Origin of the sequence: Paludibaculum fermentans, assembly GCF_051172195.1 — a bacterium.
Lineage (GTDB): Bacteria > Acidobacteriota > Terriglobia > Bryobacterales > Bryobacteraceae > Paludibaculum > Paludibaculum fermentans_A.
In genome coordinates this window covers 41,895-58,398 of record NZ_JBPJAQ010000006.1, presented here as the reverse complement: position 1 = coordinate 58,398, position 16,504 = coordinate 41,895, and the positions used below count along the sequence as shown (strand labels likewise).

General features: G+C 63.2%; 14 protein-coding genes. 7 read left to right on the top strand and 7 right to left on the bottom strand.

The features are described 5' to 3' along the window. Positions 1 to 292, bottom strand: a 292-nt coding sequence (locus tag ACR9Y2_RS39935; RefSeq protein ID WP_435047521.1) for a hypothetical protein, incomplete at its 3' end; no start/stop codon positions are given. Between the two features lie 2,046 nt (positions 293 to 2,338). Between ACR9Y2_RS39935 and ACR9Y2_RS39930 the strand changes: the two genes are divergently transcribed. Continuing rightward, positions 2,339 to 2,821: a hypothetical protein gene (locus ACR9Y2_RS39930; protein ID WP_435047520.1), complete on the top strand. Its 483-nt coding sequence runs from the start codon at positions 2,339 to 2,341 to the stop codon at positions 2,819 to 2,821. Positions 2,822 to 2,848: 27 nt separating this feature from the next. Here the strand turns inward: ACR9Y2_RS39930 and ACR9Y2_RS39925 are convergent, their stop codons facing one another. After that, positions 2,849 to 3,649 carry a hypothetical protein gene (locus ACR9Y2_RS39925; RefSeq protein ID WP_435047519.1) on the bottom strand — a complete coding sequence of 267 codons (801 nt, stop codon included), beginning with the start codon at positions 3,647 to 3,649 and terminating at the stop codon, positions 2,849 to 2,851. A gap of 110 nt (positions 3,650 to 3,759) precedes the next feature. Between ACR9Y2_RS39925 and ACR9Y2_RS39920 the strand changes: the two genes are divergently transcribed. Beyond that, positions 3,760 to 6,048 carry an NADP-dependent malic enzyme gene (locus tag ACR9Y2_RS39920; RefSeq protein WP_435047518.1) on the top strand — a complete coding sequence of 763 codons (2,289 nt, stop codon included), beginning with the start codon at positions 3,760 to 3,762 and terminating at the stop codon, positions 6,046 to 6,048. Between the two features lie 7 nt (positions 6,049 to 6,055). Here ACR9Y2_RS39920 and ACR9Y2_RS39915 read toward each other — a convergent pair whose 3' ends face one another. Beyond that, positions 6,056 to 6,460 carry a hypothetical protein gene (locus ACR9Y2_RS39915; protein WP_435047517.1) on the bottom strand — a complete coding sequence of 135 codons (405 nt, stop codon included), beginning with the start codon at positions 6,458 to 6,460 and terminating at the stop codon, positions 6,056 to 6,058. Continuing rightward, positions 6,457 to 7,242: a 3-keto-disaccharide hydrolase gene (locus ACR9Y2_RS39910; RefSeq protein WP_435047516.1), complete on the bottom strand. Its 786-nt coding sequence runs from the start codon at positions 7,240 to 7,242 to the stop codon at positions 6,457 to 6,459. Before ACR9Y2_RS39910 ends, ACR9Y2_RS39915 begins: the two co-directional genes overlap by 4 nt. Before the next feature lie 9 nt (positions 7,243 to 7,251). Between ACR9Y2_RS39910 and ACR9Y2_RS39905 the strand changes: the two genes are divergently transcribed. The 5 genes from ACR9Y2_RS39905 to ACR9Y2_RS39885 all read left to right on the top strand — a co-directional run bounded on the left by ACR9Y2_RS39905 (position 7,252) and on the right by ACR9Y2_RS39885 (position 12,968). Then, entirely contained in the window at positions 7,252 to 8,376 is a 1,125-nt protein-coding gene (locus tag ACR9Y2_RS39905; protein WP_435047515.1) for a DUF309 domain-containing protein, read from the top strand. Continuing rightward, a complete protein-coding gene (locus ACR9Y2_RS39900) occupies positions 8,373 to 9,905 on the top strand; it encodes a hydantoinase B/oxoprolinase family protein (RefSeq protein ID WP_435047514.1) in 1,533 nt (510 codons plus the stop codon). Before ACR9Y2_RS39905 ends, ACR9Y2_RS39900 begins: the two co-directional genes overlap by 4 nt. 7 nt (positions 9,906 to 9,912) lie before the next feature. Then, positions 9,913 to 10,290 carry a hypothetical protein gene (locus tag ACR9Y2_RS39895; protein ID WP_435047513.1) on the top strand — a complete coding sequence of 126 codons (378 nt, stop codon included), beginning with the start codon at positions 9,913 to 9,915 and terminating at the stop codon, positions 10,288 to 10,290. Continuing rightward, the gene (locus ACR9Y2_RS39890) at positions 10,287 to 10,640 is read left to right on the top strand and encodes a DMT family transporter (RefSeq protein WP_435047512.1); all 354 of its coding nucleotides are present in this window, start codon (positions 10,287 to 10,289) and stop codon (positions 10,638 to 10,640) included. Before ACR9Y2_RS39895 ends, ACR9Y2_RS39890 begins: the two co-directional genes overlap by 4 nt. Positions 10,641 to 10,784: 144 nt before the next feature. Next, on the top strand, positions 10,785 to 12,968 hold the full coding sequence (locus ACR9Y2_RS39885; protein WP_435047511.1) for an ATP-binding protein: 2,184 nt from the start codon (positions 10,785 to 10,787) through the stop codon (positions 12,966 to 12,968). Here the strand turns inward: ACR9Y2_RS39885 and ACR9Y2_RS39880 are convergent. Genes ACR9Y2_RS39880 through ACR9Y2_RS39870 form a run of 3 tightly spaced genes read right to left on the bottom strand, consistent with a single transcriptional unit; the run spans position 12,918 to position 16,491 of the window. Continuing rightward, positions 12,918 to 13,697 carry a phosphatase PAP2 family protein gene (locus ACR9Y2_RS39880; RefSeq protein ID WP_435047510.1) on the bottom strand — a complete coding sequence of 260 codons (780 nt, stop codon included), beginning with the start codon at positions 13,695 to 13,697 and terminating at the stop codon, positions 12,918 to 12,920. The two genes, ACR9Y2_RS39885 and ACR9Y2_RS39880, sit on opposite strands and share 51 nt — an antisense overlap. 2 nt (positions 13,698 to 13,699) lie before the next feature. Further along, entirely contained in the window at positions 13,700 to 15,292 is a 1,593-nt protein-coding gene (locus ACR9Y2_RS39875; protein ID WP_435047509.1) for a hypothetical protein, read from the bottom strand. Next, positions 15,238 to 16,491, bottom strand: coding sequence for a BamA/TamA family outer membrane protein (locus tag ACR9Y2_RS39870; protein WP_435047508.1), 1,254 nt, complete (start codon positions 16,489 to 16,491; stop codon positions 15,238 to 15,240). The genes ACR9Y2_RS39875 and ACR9Y2_RS39870 overlap by 55 nt, the downstream gene beginning before the upstream one ends. Positions 16,492 to 16,504 lie beyond the last annotated feature (13 nt).

Here is a 16,504-nt window from a genome sequence, read left to right as displayed (position 1 = left end):
TGCCTCCCTGGACCTTGAAGCCGGCGAACTCCTCGAAACTGAAGTCCTTTTTGTACTTTCTAAACTCGGCTTCCATCGCCTGGCGGCTGCTCTTCCCGTGCTCAAACACGGCTACGCCTGGCTCCTTCGAAGCGGCAATCGCGTTTATCTTTTCCAGGCTCGCCTTCGTCGGCCGCTGCACAGAGAACTCGACAATCGCGAATTTTTCGTCGTCACTGAGGACATAGTGGTAGTTCACGAAGTCCTCGCTGGCGCGTCCGCCCTCCTGCGCCTTCTGTGGCGAGTCCGTCAACAGCGGTCGCCGTGGATCATCCCATGTGCCCGCCCCAGTCATGGGGACGACTGCAATTACACGTCGTGATGGAGCCTGCTGGCCGAAAGCCAGCCCAACGAGCACCGTAAATGCACTCGCTGCAATAAAGCGGAAGACCCAGGGGGAGCGAAGAGACATGGTTGACAGAATAGGAGATGAATTATACATTCGTCAACTCGCATTTGTTACAGACTGCAAACACTTGGTGGAGACCAGGCACGGATCGTTGTTTCAGTATCTGTAGATAAATACGAAAGATATTGTCGTGCGATAGGTGACCAATGCGCGGTGACGCTAAGGTCATACAGCTGCATTAAGGAGAAAAGAATCCTGAAAGAGCCCAGCTCAGCATCATGGTTCCAGCCTGCGGCTGTTCTGAATTCGGAACAGAATCTGCCGAGCGCCCTGTTTCGATATTTTACTCCCTCCCTTGTTTTCCGGAGATTACAGGCTATTGTTCTGGAATCCGAACGCGATAAGGACGGTGAGGCTTGCGGCGCCCCGCGTGAGGCTAGTTCGCGCCGCGCCTCACCGCCAACTGCAACGCCAAGCAGCACGCTCCCCGTGCATCGCCTGGGGCTGCCAGTTGCCTCGCCTTCATCCTGATCGGCGGGCTCAAACAAGCCCCTCCAGAATCCTCAGATGTACTGTTAGATTAAAATTTACTAATTCGTCGTGCTCGAAGTTCCAAGGGAATCGAGACATCAAAGCTGGCCAAGCCATAGAGCAAGCGCCCCTCGCCGCAGAACCTCGGCCCCACGGGCTGCAATTACCATTGCCATCCAAGCCGCAACGAACCACGACCGTCAGGAAGTGGTCTCCACCGCGCAACGAACCGCGGCTGGCAAGGAGCGGGCCTCGGCCGCCGCGCCTTCAACTGGTCCCGCCCAGCCCAGTAGGCCGCCAAAGCTAAGCCAGCCGCACTCAGAGCCGCGACTAAAAGGAGCGGGGGAACAACAGCAAGCCCCCAACCAATCAGCGAAAGGGCCAGTGCCCCAACTCGCGCGTCTTCAATCCCGCGGCCCCCAAAAAGCCACCCAGCCAATCAAAAGAGACCCCCGCCTCTTCCTCCGACCCAACCACCCCCACTTCTCACCTCTTTCCCGCCCACCCCAAACCCCAGTCACAACCCCACGAAATTTTTCTTCTCACCGCAAACCAATAAAAACAAACCAAAACCCCACCACCCCGCCAGCCTCCTCCTCCAAATCCACCCCAACACCGTCTACCGTTTCCATCGAGGCAAACAATGAAAAGAACAACAAATTCGAAACACACGGGAAGCACCGGCAGGAGCACCCAAACACCCGCAGGGCCGCAACAGAAATCCCGCCCATCTCACAACTCAAGCGGGATCAGCCCCGCCTTCTATCCACTCAATAACCAGCAGCCACAACTAGAACGCCAACTCTCTGCGACCCAAGGCGAGATCGACAGCACCGCCCACTTCCGCACCGACACCCTCAATCGCCCGGCCCTCACCCCCAGCCAACTCGGAGGGAGGCCCCAATCCCAACAGCTCAGGAATTTGAGGGAACAAACCCACCGCCGCACTCAGCCACCGCAACCGCAGAATTTGAGGGAACAAACCCACTGCGGCACTCGGATGGCATCAACCACCAGATTTGAGCGAACAAACCCACCACCCCAAACCAATCCCACCAACCAAACAATTTGAGGGAACAAACCCATTGCGCCATCCGCCCGGGCCGCTTCGTCCACACCCCGATCCTTGACATCCAAACCTCAGCGCTCCGCCCGTCCTGCACAACCGCCCACACCTCTGGAACTCAAACCATCCAAAGGGGGGTGACTTTGTGCAGGACGCAGATTACTATTGCTACATTGTGCGGATGAGCCAGGCCTGTCTGACTGGCCCTCCTGTTCGGAGTAGGAGATCTCAATTCGACACCCGGCAATCATATCCGGACCGGTCCCGTCCGCTTCCGGGATATCCTGCGCGCCCGCCAACCCGCGGCGCCAGCCTCATCCATCGCGCAATGTACGACCAACTAGGAGGATCGAATGCCCTTTTGCCCCAAGTGCGGCACAAATGTGAATGGCAGCTTCTGCCCCAACTGCGGCACGTCTGTCGCTGCGCCCCCGCCCGGACCGCCCCCCGGCGCTCCACCCCAGGGCCAGTACACGCCCCCACCCGCCGCCGCCCCAGGCCTCACTGAGAACATGGCCTGCGCCTTCTGCTACCTCATCGGGTTCATCACGGGGATCATCTTCCTCGCCATCGCACCCTACAACCAGAGCGCGCGCGTCCGCTTCCACGCCTGGCAATCTATCCTCTTTGGTGCGGCCTGGTTCGCCTTCTGGATCGTCTTCAGCTTCATCACCGCGTTCGTGCCCGGAATGTACGTCATGTTCATGATGGTGCGTTCCCTGGTCTCGCTCGCCGGCTTCGCCTTCTGGCTCTTCCTCATGTACAAGGCCTACCAGGGCGAACACTTCGAGATCCCCGTCATCGGACCCTTCGCCCGTCAACAGGCCAAATACTAACGGCCCTCTTCAGCGGACCGTGCCGTCTCAGAACCTCGGCATGGTCCGCAGGATTCCCATCGTATTCGCCCCCTTGGCGTAATCGATCGAATGCAGCGGCGCCCAGCCCTTCCCGTCCGGCCCCATCCCCATCGCCCCGATATACCGCACGTCTTCCTGCTTCGTGCCCATCAGGACCACCGAATACCCGCGGTCTTTATACTCCAGCAGCCGGTATTGCAGCTCCCCGCTGTCCGGCTTGAACCGGTCCGCCGATGGCTGCCCCAGCTTCCGCACAATACTGAAGTAGTCGTCATCCCGGTTCAGCTCCAGATACCCCTGGTCCTTCGCCACATAGGTCGGCTTCGTGTCAGGAGTGAACTTCACCAGCGCCCAGATCATCAGCCCCAGCGTCAGCACCGAGAAGAAGGTCACCATGATCATCTTCCCGATTCGCGACTCGTTCCCCATCGCGCCCGTGCCCATAATCGCGCCCAGCCCCGTCGGCTCCGACGGATCCACCGCCACCTTGGGCCCCGGCGGACGCGTCATCGGCGCCACCGGCATCGAGTACACCTTCCGCTTCATCGGCCACACCGCACCCGTCTTGTACTCCAGCTCCTGCGTCAGCCCGACAATCATCACAGGTTTGTCAGTCTCCGAGATGCCCCCGAAATACTGCCGCGGAATCGCAATCTCCAGGTCCTCCTGCGTATTCCGGACCATCATCTCGCTCCAGGTGGCTTCCCGCAGCCGCCATTCGTTGTTCTCCACCCCACTGATTGGTGGGTAAAAGGAGAACGGTCGGTCGATTAGTTCGGCGTGTGGCGGCGCCGGGGGCGTGCTCATGGTACCTTCCTAACAGATGATAACGGGTTAGGGGTTGGCTCGGTTACCCGGCCGGTCACTATCCGCGGCGAACAAAAGGGTGTATCTAAGTAGTGGAAAGGAATCCGGCCATGTCGCTCCGGGATTTGGAAGCTCTCGAATACCATTCATCTTCACCTGCAGGCAAGGTTTCGGTCGTACCCACCAAGCCCTGCCGCACGCAACGCGATCTTAGCTTGGCCTATACGCCAGGCGTTGCCGTCCCGTGCCTTGAAATTCATAGAGACCCGTCGCTGGTCTATAACTACACCGCCAAGGGGAACCTCGTCGCCGTCGTGTCCAACGGCACCGCGGTCCTCGGCCTCGGCAATATCGGGCCCGCCGCCGGCAAACCCGTCATGGAAGGCAAAGGCGTCCTTTTTAAGAGATTCGCCGATATCGACGTCTTCGACCTCGAACTCGCCACTGAAGACCCCCGCGAAGTCATCCGCACCTGCCAGTTGCTCGAGCCCACCTTCGGCGGCATCAACCTCGAGGACATCAAGGCCCCCGAATGCTTCGAGATCGAAGAGGAGCTCCGCCGCACCCTCAAGATCCCCGTCTTCCACGACGACCAGCACGGCACCGCCATCATCTCCGGAGCCGCCCTCGTCAACGCCCTCTCTCTCGTCGGCAAGAAACTCGAAGACGTCCGAATCGTCTTCTCCGGCGCCGGCGCCAGCGCCATCAGCTGCGCCAACCACTACATCCGCCTCGGCGCCAAACTCGAAAACATCCTCATGTGCGACACCAAGGGCGTCATCCATGACGGTCGCGCCGAGGGTATGAACAAGTACAAGGTCAAGTTCGCCCGCACCACGGAGAAACGCACCCTCCTCGACGCCATGCACGGCGCCGATGTCTTCATCGGCCTCTCGCAGGCCAACTGCGTCACCCCCGAGATGCTGCTTGCCATGGCCGACCGCCCCGTCGTCTTCGCCCTCTCTAATCCTGACCCGGAGATCAAGTACGAGACCGCCGTCGCCACCCGCCAGGACCTCATCCTCGCCACCGGCCGCTCCGATTACCCCAATCAGGTCAATAACGTACTCGGCTTCCCCTTCATCTTCCGCGGAGCCCTCGATGTCCGTGCCACCGCCATCAACGACGAGATGAAGCTCGCCGCCACCCATGCTCTGGCCGAACTGGCCCGCATGGATGTCCCCGACTCCGTCCGCCGCGCCTATGGCGTCGAAAACATGGAGTTCGGCGTCGACTACATCATCCCCAAGCCCTTCGACTCCCGCGTCCTCACCTTCGTCGCCCCCGCCGTCGCCAAGGCCGCCATGGAGACCGGTGTAGCCCAGGTCACCGTCGACCTCGACGAGTACCGCGAGCAGCTCGAACGCCGCCTCGGCAAGAGCCAGGAGATCATGCGCATGGTCATCCACAAGGCTCAACGCGAACCCCGCCGTGTCGTCTTCCCCGAAGGCACCCAGGACAAGATCCTGCGCGCCGCCCAGGTCCTCATCGATGAAGCCATCGCCCGCCCCGTCCTCATCGGGCCGGAAGACCGCATCCTCGCCCGCGCCGAGGAGTTGCGCCTGCGCATCAAGGGCCACGTCGACATCGTCGACCCCGCCACCAGCCCCCTCGCCGACGCCTATATCACCGAGTACATCCAGCTCCGCCAGCGCAAGGGCGTCACCCACACCGAGGCCCCCCACCTCATGCTGAACCCCACTCGCTTCAGCGCCATGATGGTCCACCTCGGCGACGCCGACGCCATGATCGGCGGCATCACCCAGAACTACCCGGACACCATCCGACCCGCCCTCGAAATCATCGCCAAACGGCCCGGCGCCACCAAGGTCTCCGGCATGTACATGATGATCACCCCCAAGGGCCAGCTCTACTTCATCGCCGATACCACCGTGAACATCGAGCCTTCAGCCGCCGACCTCGCCGAGATCGCCATTGCCGCTGCCGACACCGTCGCCAGCTTCGACATCGATCCGCGCATCGCCATGCTGTCGTTCTCCACCTTCGGCTCCTCCCGCCACCCGCTAGCGCAGAAGGTCGCCGCCGCCGCCGAAATGGTCCGCCAGCGCCGTCCGGAACTCGTGGTCGAGGGGGAATTGATGGCCGACGCCGCCGTCGTGCCCGAGATGCTCACCGATTACCCGTTCTGCCGCATGCCCAGTGCCGCCAACGTCCTCATCGCGCCCAATCTGGAGGCCGGCAACATCGCTTACAAGCTACTGATGCGGCTGGGCGGTTGCGAGGCCATCGGCCCCATCCTCATGGGCTTCTCCAAGCCGGTCCATGTCCTCCAGCGCGGCTGCGAGGTCAACGACATCGTCCACATGGCCGCGCTCGCCGTCGTCGAAGCCCAGGTGCTCGGCCCCCGCAAACCGGTGCCCGCCGAAGTGCCGGCCTGATCGCCGCTTACTCGAATCCCAGCCGGCCGAGCAGCTCTTCCACCTGCTCGGCCGAAACCTCCACTGCGGCGTTCATCTCCGCCGGGCTCTCCCGCGTGTCGAACGCCTCGAACAACGCCATCTTGGCAATCGCGTAACGCTCGTTGTCCGCCAGCACGCGCCCGTGCGCCGCTTCCCACTGCGTCACGCTCGCGTCCGGCACCAGCACCTGCACGGGAAACCAGGTCTTGCGGTCGCCGCTTACCGTGAACACGTGCTCGCGCCGGCTCGCCTCATCCCGCATGCCCTCGTAGAAGTACTCATACGCGTAGCCGCTCATCGCCAGGTAGTTCTTCTGCCGCCGGATCGCCGGCACGCCGCGCAACGGCGCCGAACCCTTCTCGCGATGCACCAGCCCGCGCAGCCACTTCATTTCTTGGCGCCGCCCTTCACCGGTGCCAGCTCGATCTTCCGGATGTAGACCTCCGCCGCCTCGCTCTGCACCTGGATCTTGCCCTGCGTGTGGTCGCCGTCAAATCCCTCGTTCACCTTCACCCCGTTCAGGTAGTACACCAGGTGGCCGCCCTCGGCTATCACTTCACTCCGGTTCCACTGGCCCACCGGCTTCTCCACATCCACCGGACCCCGGTACCCAAACGTGTCCGTCCACTTGATGTCGCGCCCATACCAGTTCACCCGGCCCGAATCGCGCGTCACCCGCGGCGCGCCCTGTTCCCAGTAGAGCTGCTTGTCTTCCTTCGTGATCGCTTCCACCGTCATCTTCGGCTTCGCCGCGCCCTTCACCATAAGCATGTCGCCCGTGCCACCCTCGATCATCTGGTATTCGATCGACTCCAGCCAGCCGCTGCCCGCCGCCCCGTCCACGCCCGTCCCGTGCAGCAGGATCCCGCTGTCCCGCGCCTTGCCCACGCGCGGCGCCAGGTTCTCCTGGCCCCACTTCCACTCCACAATCAGATGGTAATCGCGATACTCCTTCTCGGTCGTCACCGCGCCCCACTCCGCCCCGCTGATGTGGATCATCCCATTGGCCACCGTGAAGACCTTTTTCGGGTCCTCCCGGTGCGAGTCCTTCAGGAAGGTATAGAAGTTCGTCAGGTCCTTGCCATTGAATAGCTTGATCCTTTTCGTAGGTTTTACGGCGTCAGCGGCTGTGGCCAAACCGGCCAGCAGCACAAGGAGAAGGGCGGTGCGCATACTTTTATCATGCGTGATGTGACGCCCGGCCTGCAGCGGGGCATCGGGCTTTTCAACCAGGGCGCCTTCTTTGAAGCCCACGAGGAACTTGAGGCCGTGTGGCTCCACGCCGCCTACGCCGACCGCTTCTTCCTCCAGGCTCTGATCCATCTGGCCGTCGCCTGTCATCACGCCGCCCGGAACAACCCTGCCGGCGCCTTCAAGCAGCTCGACAAGGCCATCCGGAAGCTCGCCGGCTACCTGCCTGTTTGCCACGGCATCGACACCCGCCGTCTCTACCTCGACGCCCAGGCGTGGCGCGCCCATTGGCTGGAGGGCTACAATCGGCGTGAAGACATGAGGGCCTGGGCAGCAATCATCACCGTCTCCATCGCGCTCGCGCAGGAACCGCCGAAGGCGAAGGAAATCACCGCCATCTGCGGTGATCAGGAGATCCTCGAGTTCGGTCTCGAGTGCTCCGCTGATGAGCCGTGCCCCGTCTTCCTCGAACTCACCGCCGTCGAAGTCATCGGAGCGAAAATCTTCCTCACCGGCAACCTCCACACTCCCGCCACCACGCTCTCCTCCCTGCTGCTGGCCAGCGACGACGAAGGCAAAACCTGGACCGAGCCAACCGCCCGCATCCGCGGTGCCGCCCTCGACCAGCTCCAGTTCGCCGACTTCGAAAACGGCTGGGCCGCAGGCACCATCAGCGGCTCCCTCCCCAAGGATCCCTTCTTCCTCAAGACCACCGACGGCGGCAAGACCTGGCGCCGCCTCCCACTCTTCGAGGACACCTTCTATGGCTCCATCGACCAGTTCTGGTTCGACTCCAAGTCCCACGGCCTCCTGGTCGTCAACCGCAAAGGCGCGCGCGGCGTCCCGTTTCAGAAGATGGAAACCATGACCGGCGGCGACACCTGGATGACGCGCGAAGTCAGCCCCAAGCCCGTCCCGCCCCTCCGGCCCAAAACCACCGCCAGCTCCGACTGGCGCATCCGTACCGATACCGCCTCGAAAACCTTCCGCCTCGAACGCCGCCAGGACAACCGCTGGACCCAGGTCTATTCCTTCCCCGTCCGCGCCGGAGTCTGCAAGCCCGAGCCGCCCACACCGCGGGAGCCACCCAAGATCCAGGAGCCGCCCCCCCGGTGAAGCGCCCCGGCCCCATCGAACTCGAGTTCTTCCGCCAGCTCCTCGTCTCCATTCCCGAGGAGATGGGCGTCGTCCTCCGCAAGACCGCCTTTTCGGCCAATATCAAGGAACGCCGCGACTACTCCTGCGCCGTCTACGACGCCCAGGCCCGCACCATCGCCATGGGCGATCACATGCCCGTGCACCTCGGCGCCATGCCGCTCAGCGTGGAGCACGTCCTGCGCCAGTTCGATCTCCGGCCTGGTGACGTCGCCATCGTCAACGACCCCTTCGCCGGCGGTACCCACCTGCCCGACATCACGGCCGTGGCCGGCGTCTTCCCCGATAAGGGCAAACCCGCCGCCTTCTATGTCGCCTCGCGCGCCCACCACTCCGACGTCGGCGGCATGAGTCCCGGCTCCATGCCCCTGGCCCGCGAAATCTATCAGGAAGGCTTGCGCCTGCCGCCCATCCTCCTCGTCCGGGAAGGGAAGCTGGATGACGGCCTCATGCGCCTCATCCTCGCCAACGTCCGTACCCCCGGCGAGCGCGAAGGCGACCTGCTCGCCCAGTGGATGGCCATGCAACGCGGAGCCGCCCGCCTCACCGAGGCCGCTGCCCGCTACGGTCTACCTCGCCTGAATGCCAATATCACGGCTCTCGCGGACTATGCCCAGCGCCGCATGACCGCCGCCCTCCTCTCGCTACCCGCGGGCTGCTATCGCTTTGAAGATTCGCTCGACGAGGGCGTCACCATCCGCGCCTCCATCACCCTCGCCGACGGCCGCGCCACGGTCGATTTCAGCGGCACCGACCCCCAGGTGGCCGGCCCCGTCAACGCCAACTACGCCATCACCCTCTCCGCCGTCTTCTACGTCTTTCGCTGCCTGCTCGACGGCGACGTGCCCGCCAACGCCGGCCTGCTGCGCCCCATCACCGTCATCGCCCCAGCCGGTTCCGTGGTCAATGCCAATCCGCCGGCCGCCATGGCCGCCGGCAATGTCGAAACCTCCCAACGCATCACCGACGTCCTGCTGGGCGCCCTGTCCACCGCCGCTCCGCAACTCATCCCCGCCGCCTCGCAAGGCACCATGAATAACCTCAGCTTCGGCGGCGAAGGCTTCGCCTGGTATGAAACCATCGCCGGAGGCATGGGCGCAGCCCACGGCTGCGATGGCCAGAGCGCCGTGCATACGCACATGACCAACTCCTGGAATACGCCCGTCGAGGCCTTCGAACACAGCCACCCCATTCGCGTCCGCGCCTATCATGTTCGACGCGGCTCCGGCGGCGCGGGCCGTCACCATGGCGGCGACGGTATCGTCCGCGAACTCGAGTTCCTCGCCCCGGCCGATGTCACCATCCTGGCCGATCGCCGTCTTCGCCCGCCCTACGGATTGGAAGGCGGAAAACCAGGCGCCCTCGGCCGCACGCTCCTCCGCAGCAAGGGGAAATCCCGCCTCCTCCCCGGGAAAACCCGCCTGGATGTCCAACCCGGCGATCTCCTCAGATTCGAGACCCCGGGCGGCGGCGGCTTCGGGCTAGAATAGGAACTTCGTGCCGCAAGAGTCTTACCGTTTCTCCCATAAACAGTCCGTGGGCCTCGTCTTCCTGTGCACTCTGTTCGGAGTGGCCGCCCAGTATTTCATCAAGAAGAGCGGCACCGGGTTGGACGTCCTCACTGTCCATGCCTTGCTCACCAATCTTCCTCTCTGGGCCGGGCTCAGCCTGTATGGCATCAGTACCTGCCTGCTCATCCTGGCGTTGCGCGACGGCGAGCTGTCCCTGCTTTACCCCGTCATTTCCCTCACTTACGTCTGGGTCAGCATCCTCTCCGTTGTGGTCTTCCATGAATCAATGAACGTCTTCAAGATCGGTGGCATCGCCATCATCTGCCTAGGCGTGGCCCTGTTGGGGAAGGGCAAAAGCGAATGACCGCCACCCCGCTCTCGTCCATTCTCCTCGTCTTCACCGCCAGCTTCATCGGCAGCTTCGGCGCTGTCTTCCTGAAGTGGGGCGCCGGACGCCTCCACCGCGATCTCAAGTCGCTGATTTACAACTGGCGTCTCGCTGTCGGCATCGTCCTCTACCTGCTCTCGTTCGTCTTCTACTACTTGGGCCTGCGCGTGGGGGAACTCAGCGTCCTCTATCCAATGGTTGCCCTCGGCTATGTCTGGACCGTCGTCTGGTCCCGCTTCTTCTTCGGCGAACCCTTTTCGGCCCGCAAGATCGGCGGCCTCCTGCTCATCGTGGGCGGCGTCGTGTTGCTGAAACTCGGCAACTGAGCCCGCTCGATCACCAGACCTCAATCCCCCTCAGTCCAATTGCTTAGTCTGTAGTACAGTAGGGCTACCCAGGCTAGCATTTTAGACTAAGATTTCAGGTCTTTTCCCGGTTCGCGAGTCCCTGGATTCACCGATAAATAGAAGGTGAGCCTGCGGCGAGTGAAAGTGCTGATCCACAAGTGGTTTCGTGGAAAGTCGTGGTGGGTCCCTGTCACCCTGGCGGTGACACTGCTGCCGCTTGCCCTATTCGCCGTCGTCCAGCTTCGTCAGGGATCCAGGCATGCGCCGTCTCATTGTGTGATCGGGACGGACAACGCCTATCCCTACCACTCCCTGAATTCCGCCGGACAGCCGGAGGGAATGATTGTTGAGGTGGTCCAGGAGGCGGCCAGGCGAGCTGGCATCACCTTGGAATGGCGGCTGTTGCCCGTCGGCCCGTCAGCAGCGCTTGCATCTCATCAGGCCCAGGTGTGGCCCTTGCTGTCCACACGCCCCGAATTCTGGCCGGATATCCACTTCACGAAGCCCTATCTTCAGAATACTTACATCGTCGTCGCGGCCAAGCCGGAGTTTGCCACCAGCGGTAGTGAACGCCGCATGCATCGTATCTCCGTCGCCAACCTGCCGTTCGTCATCGCGCTGGCCCGGCGTCAATTCCCCGCGGCGGAGATCATCGCCAAGAAGAACCGGGAGGAGGCGCTCAAGGCCCTGTGCCAGGGCGAGGTTGACGGCGCCCTGATGGAGGCCCGGACCGCCCAGCGGGCAGCGCTGGTGCGCCCGCCCGGCTGTACTGGTACGGACTTCACCACGATTGGCCTGGACCTGCCGCCGAGCCAGCTTGGCCTGGCCTCGACAAAGGAAGACGCGGATCTGGCTGAGCGCATGAGCGCCGAGATCGACGGCATGTTCGCCGATGGCACCATGTCCCGCATGCTGCGGCCCTGGAACTACTACTACAGCGGAGAAGCGGAAACGGTGTACCGGGCCCAGGAGGCGAACTCTGCCCGCCGCCTGTCCCTGATGCTCGCCGCCGTGCTGGGCGTGCTCTCCATCCTGCTCTACTTCGCGCTGGAGAAGATGCGCAGGGCCAAGCGCGCGGCCCAGGCCGCCAATACCGCCAAATCGCAATTCCTGGCCAATATGAGCCACGAGATTCGCACCCCGTTGCACGGCATCCTGGGACTGTCGCAGATCCTGGCCGACACGCCCCTGCAGTCCGAACAGAGAGACCTGCTCGACATGATGCAGAACTCGGGCCAGATCCTGGTTGGCATCGTCGATGACCTGCTGGACTTGTCGTGCATCGAACGCGGCCGCCTGGTGGTCCAGTCGCGGCCGATGCAGCCCGCGGTGCTCATTCGGGACACCGTGCGTGTGTTCGAGCCGCAGGCCGGCGGCAAAGGAGTGCGGCTCGAAGTCGACGGGTTGGACAGCCTGCCGCCCCTCGCACTGGGCGACCCGGTCCGCATCCGGCAGGTGCTCAGCAACCTGATCTCCAACGCCCTGAAGTTCACCTCCGATGGTATGGTGCGGGTCATCGTCACCTGCGCGGAGGGTCCGGTTCCAGTGGCAACGATTACCGTGTCCGATACCGGCATTGGAATCGCTCCCGAGAAACAGACCAGGATCTTCGAGAAGTTTGTACAGGCCGACAGCAGCATCGGCCGCCGCTTTGGAGGCACCGGTTTGGGCCTGGCGATCGCCAAGCAACTGGTGGAGGCCATGCGCGGCGCCATCGGCATCTCGAGCACCGAAGGCCGCGGCGCCAGTTTCTGGTTCACCCTCCCCCTACCGCCTTCCCTGGCCAGGCTGAGTGGCAACGACCTAACTCCGCATGAACCGCTCTGCCTGCCCGCCCAACACGAGAAGCAGTTGGTGGCCCGCATCCTGCTGGCCGAGGACAATGCCGTAAATCAGCGTATCGCCAAACGGTTGCTGGAACGCGCCGGACACCAGGTGACGATCGTCAACGATGGGGAGGGCGCCATCAGCAGTTGGCGCGAGGCGGAGTTCGACGCCATCTTCATGGACTGCCAGATGCCGGGCATCGACGGCTACCAGGCCGCGGGCGAGATTCGCAAGCTGGAGAAGGGCCTGCGGCACACTCCGATCATCGCCCTGACAGCTGCTGCGATGAGCGGGGAGCGCGAGCGCTGCCTCACTGCTGGAATGGACGATTACCTCGCAAAGCCTATCGACCTGGCGGAATTGAGCCGGGTATTGACCGCGTGGGTCGAGCCGCGCACCGCATTCCGCACCACCGGCCCGGCGGACGCCTCAGCGGTCCTCAGCGGCACGGGCGACCGAGCGGCCAATGAGGATGCCTGAGAACGCACCGAAGTAGATGTCCGATGCGAAATGACGCCGCGAGGAGACGCGCGACAGGCTGATGACCGCCGCCGCGCTGTAGAGTGTAATCGCCATCCACTTCGGGCACTTCCGGTTCTGGGCGATGGCTGTTGCCACGGCGAACGAACTCATCGCATGGCCGGACGGGAAACTCGATCCGCCGCTCCACAGGCTGCCTTTTCCGCCCGGCACATCCGGACGCTCGCGCCAGAAGATCCACTTGGTCGCGTAAGTCACCAGCAGACCATTCGCCAGCGCTTCTACTCCGGAGCGTCCCAGGGATGTTGCCTTCGCATTGCCTTTTGCCTGGCCAATCAGCGTGGGGAAGATGGTGCCCGCCGCCAGGGTATAGCCGGCTCCAATTCTCGACGCCCGCCCGCTCCAGAGAATCTGGTCGTTTGAGTTGGGCAGTTCACCGGTGATGCGCCGGTCCACTGACTTCAATGCCACCGTTCCTCCCACCAGGGGTACGGCGAGGGTCCAGAACTGCCGCTGTGTCATGTGGAACGGCGAAGTCCAAATCCGCTTCTGGTCGGCCGTCACATCCCGCAGGAAGCGCGTAGCCGGATTCCCAGGCTGTGGCGCACCGGGCGTGGCCACGGGAGCCGGCGGCGACTGGTCCGGCTCTGCCGGCGTATCCGTTGGGGTTTGGGCAAAAGCGGTGAGGCCCGCCAGGGCCAGACTAACCAATACGTGCCACCTGCGCATGTCTACTCCCGTTCAATCCCCACGATTTTCCCGCCCTCGCGACGGATGTAGACCGTCACCTTCTTCGTCGTGTCGCCCCGCATCGTAATTCGAGCCGCGGCATACGCGCTGCTCACCTGGTCGAGCCCCGCCGCCGGAGTCATCGTGCCCGTGGCATTGTCGAAGGTGAACCACGAGGTTTCATACTGCCTGGGCGGCGCGAAGTTGAACTTCACCGCCAGGTCTTCGAACTTCAGCGTTCCGCCCTCCAGGGCGAAATGCTCCAGCGCCAACACCCGGGTAAAGTACACCCGTCCGATCTTGTCGCGCCGTTCCGCCAGGGTTTTGGTCAGGTAGTCGACCACTGAGGGATCAGAGTATTGTCCGGTCTGGACGATCGTCCGGATGTCTTCGTCGGTGAAAGCCATCACTCGCTTGGCGGCCCAGTAGGCATCGCCCGGCTGCATCTGCACAAAGGCCGGATTGGGGTAGTTGGAAACCCACTTCACGGGATCGAACACTTTGGCTTCCAGGCGGCCGATGGCGGGCTGGGACGGGAAGGCCGCAGTCTCCCACGGTTCCGGCGCCAGGCCGAACTGCCCCATCTTCTTCAGGGCATTGCGGCCCGTCGGGATGATATAAGCGTGGCCGAACCGCGCGTCCTTCGGCATGTCGCTGTCTGATCCCAGAATGGAGCCGAAGTCGATCAGGAAGTGGCGGATGTGCTGGGCGCCTTCCGGACCGGACAGCAGGTCCAGCGAATTCCGGCCCTTGGCGTCCGTATGGTTCAGCCAGGCGCAGAAGACGGCCAGCCCGCGCAGGTCGCGCCGGGTCTCGTGCGGAATCAGGTCGTTGGGGTCGTCGGACCGCGTGCCTTCATAGAAGAACGGACCCACCGGTTTGCCGGGCGCAGCCAGGCTGGCGATGACGCGGCGGCTACCGTCTTTCTGTCGCGCCATCTTGAACTTCAGGCGTTCGATGTCGCGCTGGGTCATGGGCCGCGGTTTGCCGTTCACGCCGGTCACCTTGGCCTTGGGGCTGATGCTCAACTCCTCATCCCTGACGCTGACGATGTAATTCTCCGGCGTGTTGTAGCCCAGGGCGTAGAAGAAATGAGAGCCCAGCACATCGGCCGCAGTCGCCATTTCGGGGTTCGAGCGAGGATCCGGCTTGACGAAGTACAGCCGGCCCTTGGCGTCGGTCATGCGGAAGCCGGGCGTGATGCCGTCTGTCTTGGCGCCCACAATCAGGAATGGCGGTTGCGGAGCGTTACTGTCGCCGGGACCGCGCTTCAAGCTCTCAAGGCTTAGGCGATGATCCAGGCTGTGACGGTTGGTGAACCAGTCGCTGTCGGGCACCTCGCCCAGCGTGTTGATGCCCCGCGACGGTCCGATCGCCGTCACCGGTTTCCTCAGTGACTGATAGAAGAAGTCGTACAGGTCGTTCGGGTCCAGCGTTTCCACGTTCTTGACGGGCGCCGGCTTGGGCACGCTCGCGATGGGGTCGTCCGGGTAGAAGCGGGGCTTCTGCCCGAAGGCCGCGGGCAGGCAAGCGGCCGCGGCTAGAACAAGTACCGGAAGATTTCGCGCGAGAAAGCGTTGTCGAATTTGAACCATAGCATCCACCCCTCACGGCTGAAACCTGCATCCAGCCGCAGCACCACCGCGTCCCGTGTTTTGGCCCGGAAGCCGAGGCCGCCGGTATACCGCAAATTATTCAGGCTGAGCTGGCTGGGGTGCGAAAAGACCCGGCCGGCGTCCATGAAGACCGCCATGTCCAACCCCGGAGCAACCTCCCAGCGGTACTCCGACGAGAGCAGCACGCTGTTGTTGTCGCGGTAGCGGAGCAACTGGTAGCCTCTCAGATCGTTCGCGTCGCCCAGCGTCGGCTGGAGATAGAACGGCACGACGTTGCCGCGGTCCGTCCAGCTCAGTTCGGTCAGCGCGCGCAGGGCGATCACCCGCTTCTCATTGAAGAAGGGGATGTACTGCTCCGTCCAGCCGTCGAATCGCCGGAAGCTGTATCCGCGGCCGTTCTGGTCGTCGTAGTTCAACAGGCGTACGACGTAGTTGCCGCCCCGGTGCGGGTTGCCGGCATTGTCGCGGAAATCCACCTGGGCGAACGGGCCGTAGCGTACGAAGTTCGTCTGCTGCTGGATGCCCGGCGCCATGGCGGGTGTGAACAGCGTCTCCGACGAGGGGTACTCGCCATTGGTGCCGGGGCCCACATTGACCCGCAGGTAGCCGGCATACATGCCCACGTCCCAGTTGCGGCGGTCCGGCCTCCAGGAGACCCGTCCGTCGAAAGAGGTGTCCTCCTCGCGGTAATAGGACTTGTACGACTTCTGCGAATTTGGCCCGGGACCGTAATACGGATTACGCGGCGCGTCGGAGTGGCGCGCGTAGAAGTTGGCCCGGACACGATCCCCGGCCAAGTGCGGCAAGGACAGTTCCGTGGCTCCGGCCCAGTAACGTTTGGCGCTGCCCGCGAGGGAGGCCCGGAAGATCAGGTTCTCGTGGAGCAGGTCGGGGCGGTTGTACAAAACGCCCGCGGCGAAGCCCGAACCTGTGGCCAACCCCCCTAATCGAAGACCCAGCCCCACTTTCGGTGCGAACAGTCCACGCAGGGCCGAGTTGAAGTATTTGTCGAAGAGGGCCTCGCCCTTTTCGAGCTGGGGCTTCTTCAGGCTTTCGGCCTTCTGCGCCTGCTCGCGGGCGATCTCCTCTTCCCGCGTTTCGGCAGGTGCTGGCGCCGGGGCTTGTGCGAACACAATTCGAGCGCCCAGAAGAGTGAAGAGTGTTACGTTTCTGATCAAGACGGTTATGGTA

What these genes read in the sequence shown, in the direction of transcription:
- ACR9Y2_RS39910 (WP_435047516.1), bottom strand. Translation starts at nt 7,242, where the DNA reads ATGCGCACCGCCCTTCTCCTTGTGCTGCTGGCCGGTTTGGCCACAGCC.
- ACR9Y2_RS39925 (WP_435047519.1), bottom strand. Translation starts at nt 3,649, where the DNA reads ATGAGCACGCCCCCGGCGCCGCCACACGCCGAACTAATCGACCGACCG.
- ACR9Y2_RS39930 (WP_435047520.1), top strand. Translation starts at nt 2,339, where the DNA reads ATGCCCTTTTGCCCCAAGTGCGGCACAAATGTGAATGGCAGCTTCTGC.
- ACR9Y2_RS39890 (WP_435047512.1), top strand. Translation starts at nt 10,287, where the DNA reads ATGACCGCCACCCCGCTCTCGTCCATTCTCCTCGTCTTCACCGCCAGC.
- ACR9Y2_RS39920 (WP_435047518.1), top strand. Translation starts at nt 3,760, where the DNA reads ATGTCGCTCCGGGATTTGGAAGCTCTCGAATACCATTCATCTTCACCT.
- ACR9Y2_RS39905 (WP_435047515.1), top strand. Translation starts at nt 7,252, where the DNA reads ATGCGTGATGTGACGCCCGGCCTGCAGCGGGGCATCGGGCTTTTCAAC.
- ACR9Y2_RS39915 (WP_435047517.1), bottom strand. Translation starts at nt 6,460, where the DNA reads ATGAAGTGGCTGCGCGGGCTGGTGCATCGCGAGAAGGGTTCGGCGCCG.
- ACR9Y2_RS39875 (WP_435047509.1), bottom strand. Translation starts at nt 15,292, where the DNA reads ATGGTTCAAATTCGACAACGCTTTCTCGCGCGAAATCTTCCGGTACTT.
- ACR9Y2_RS39880 (WP_435047510.1), bottom strand. Translation starts at nt 13,697, where the DNA reads ATGCGCAGGTGGCACGTATTGGTTAGTCTGGCCCTGGCGGGCCTCACC.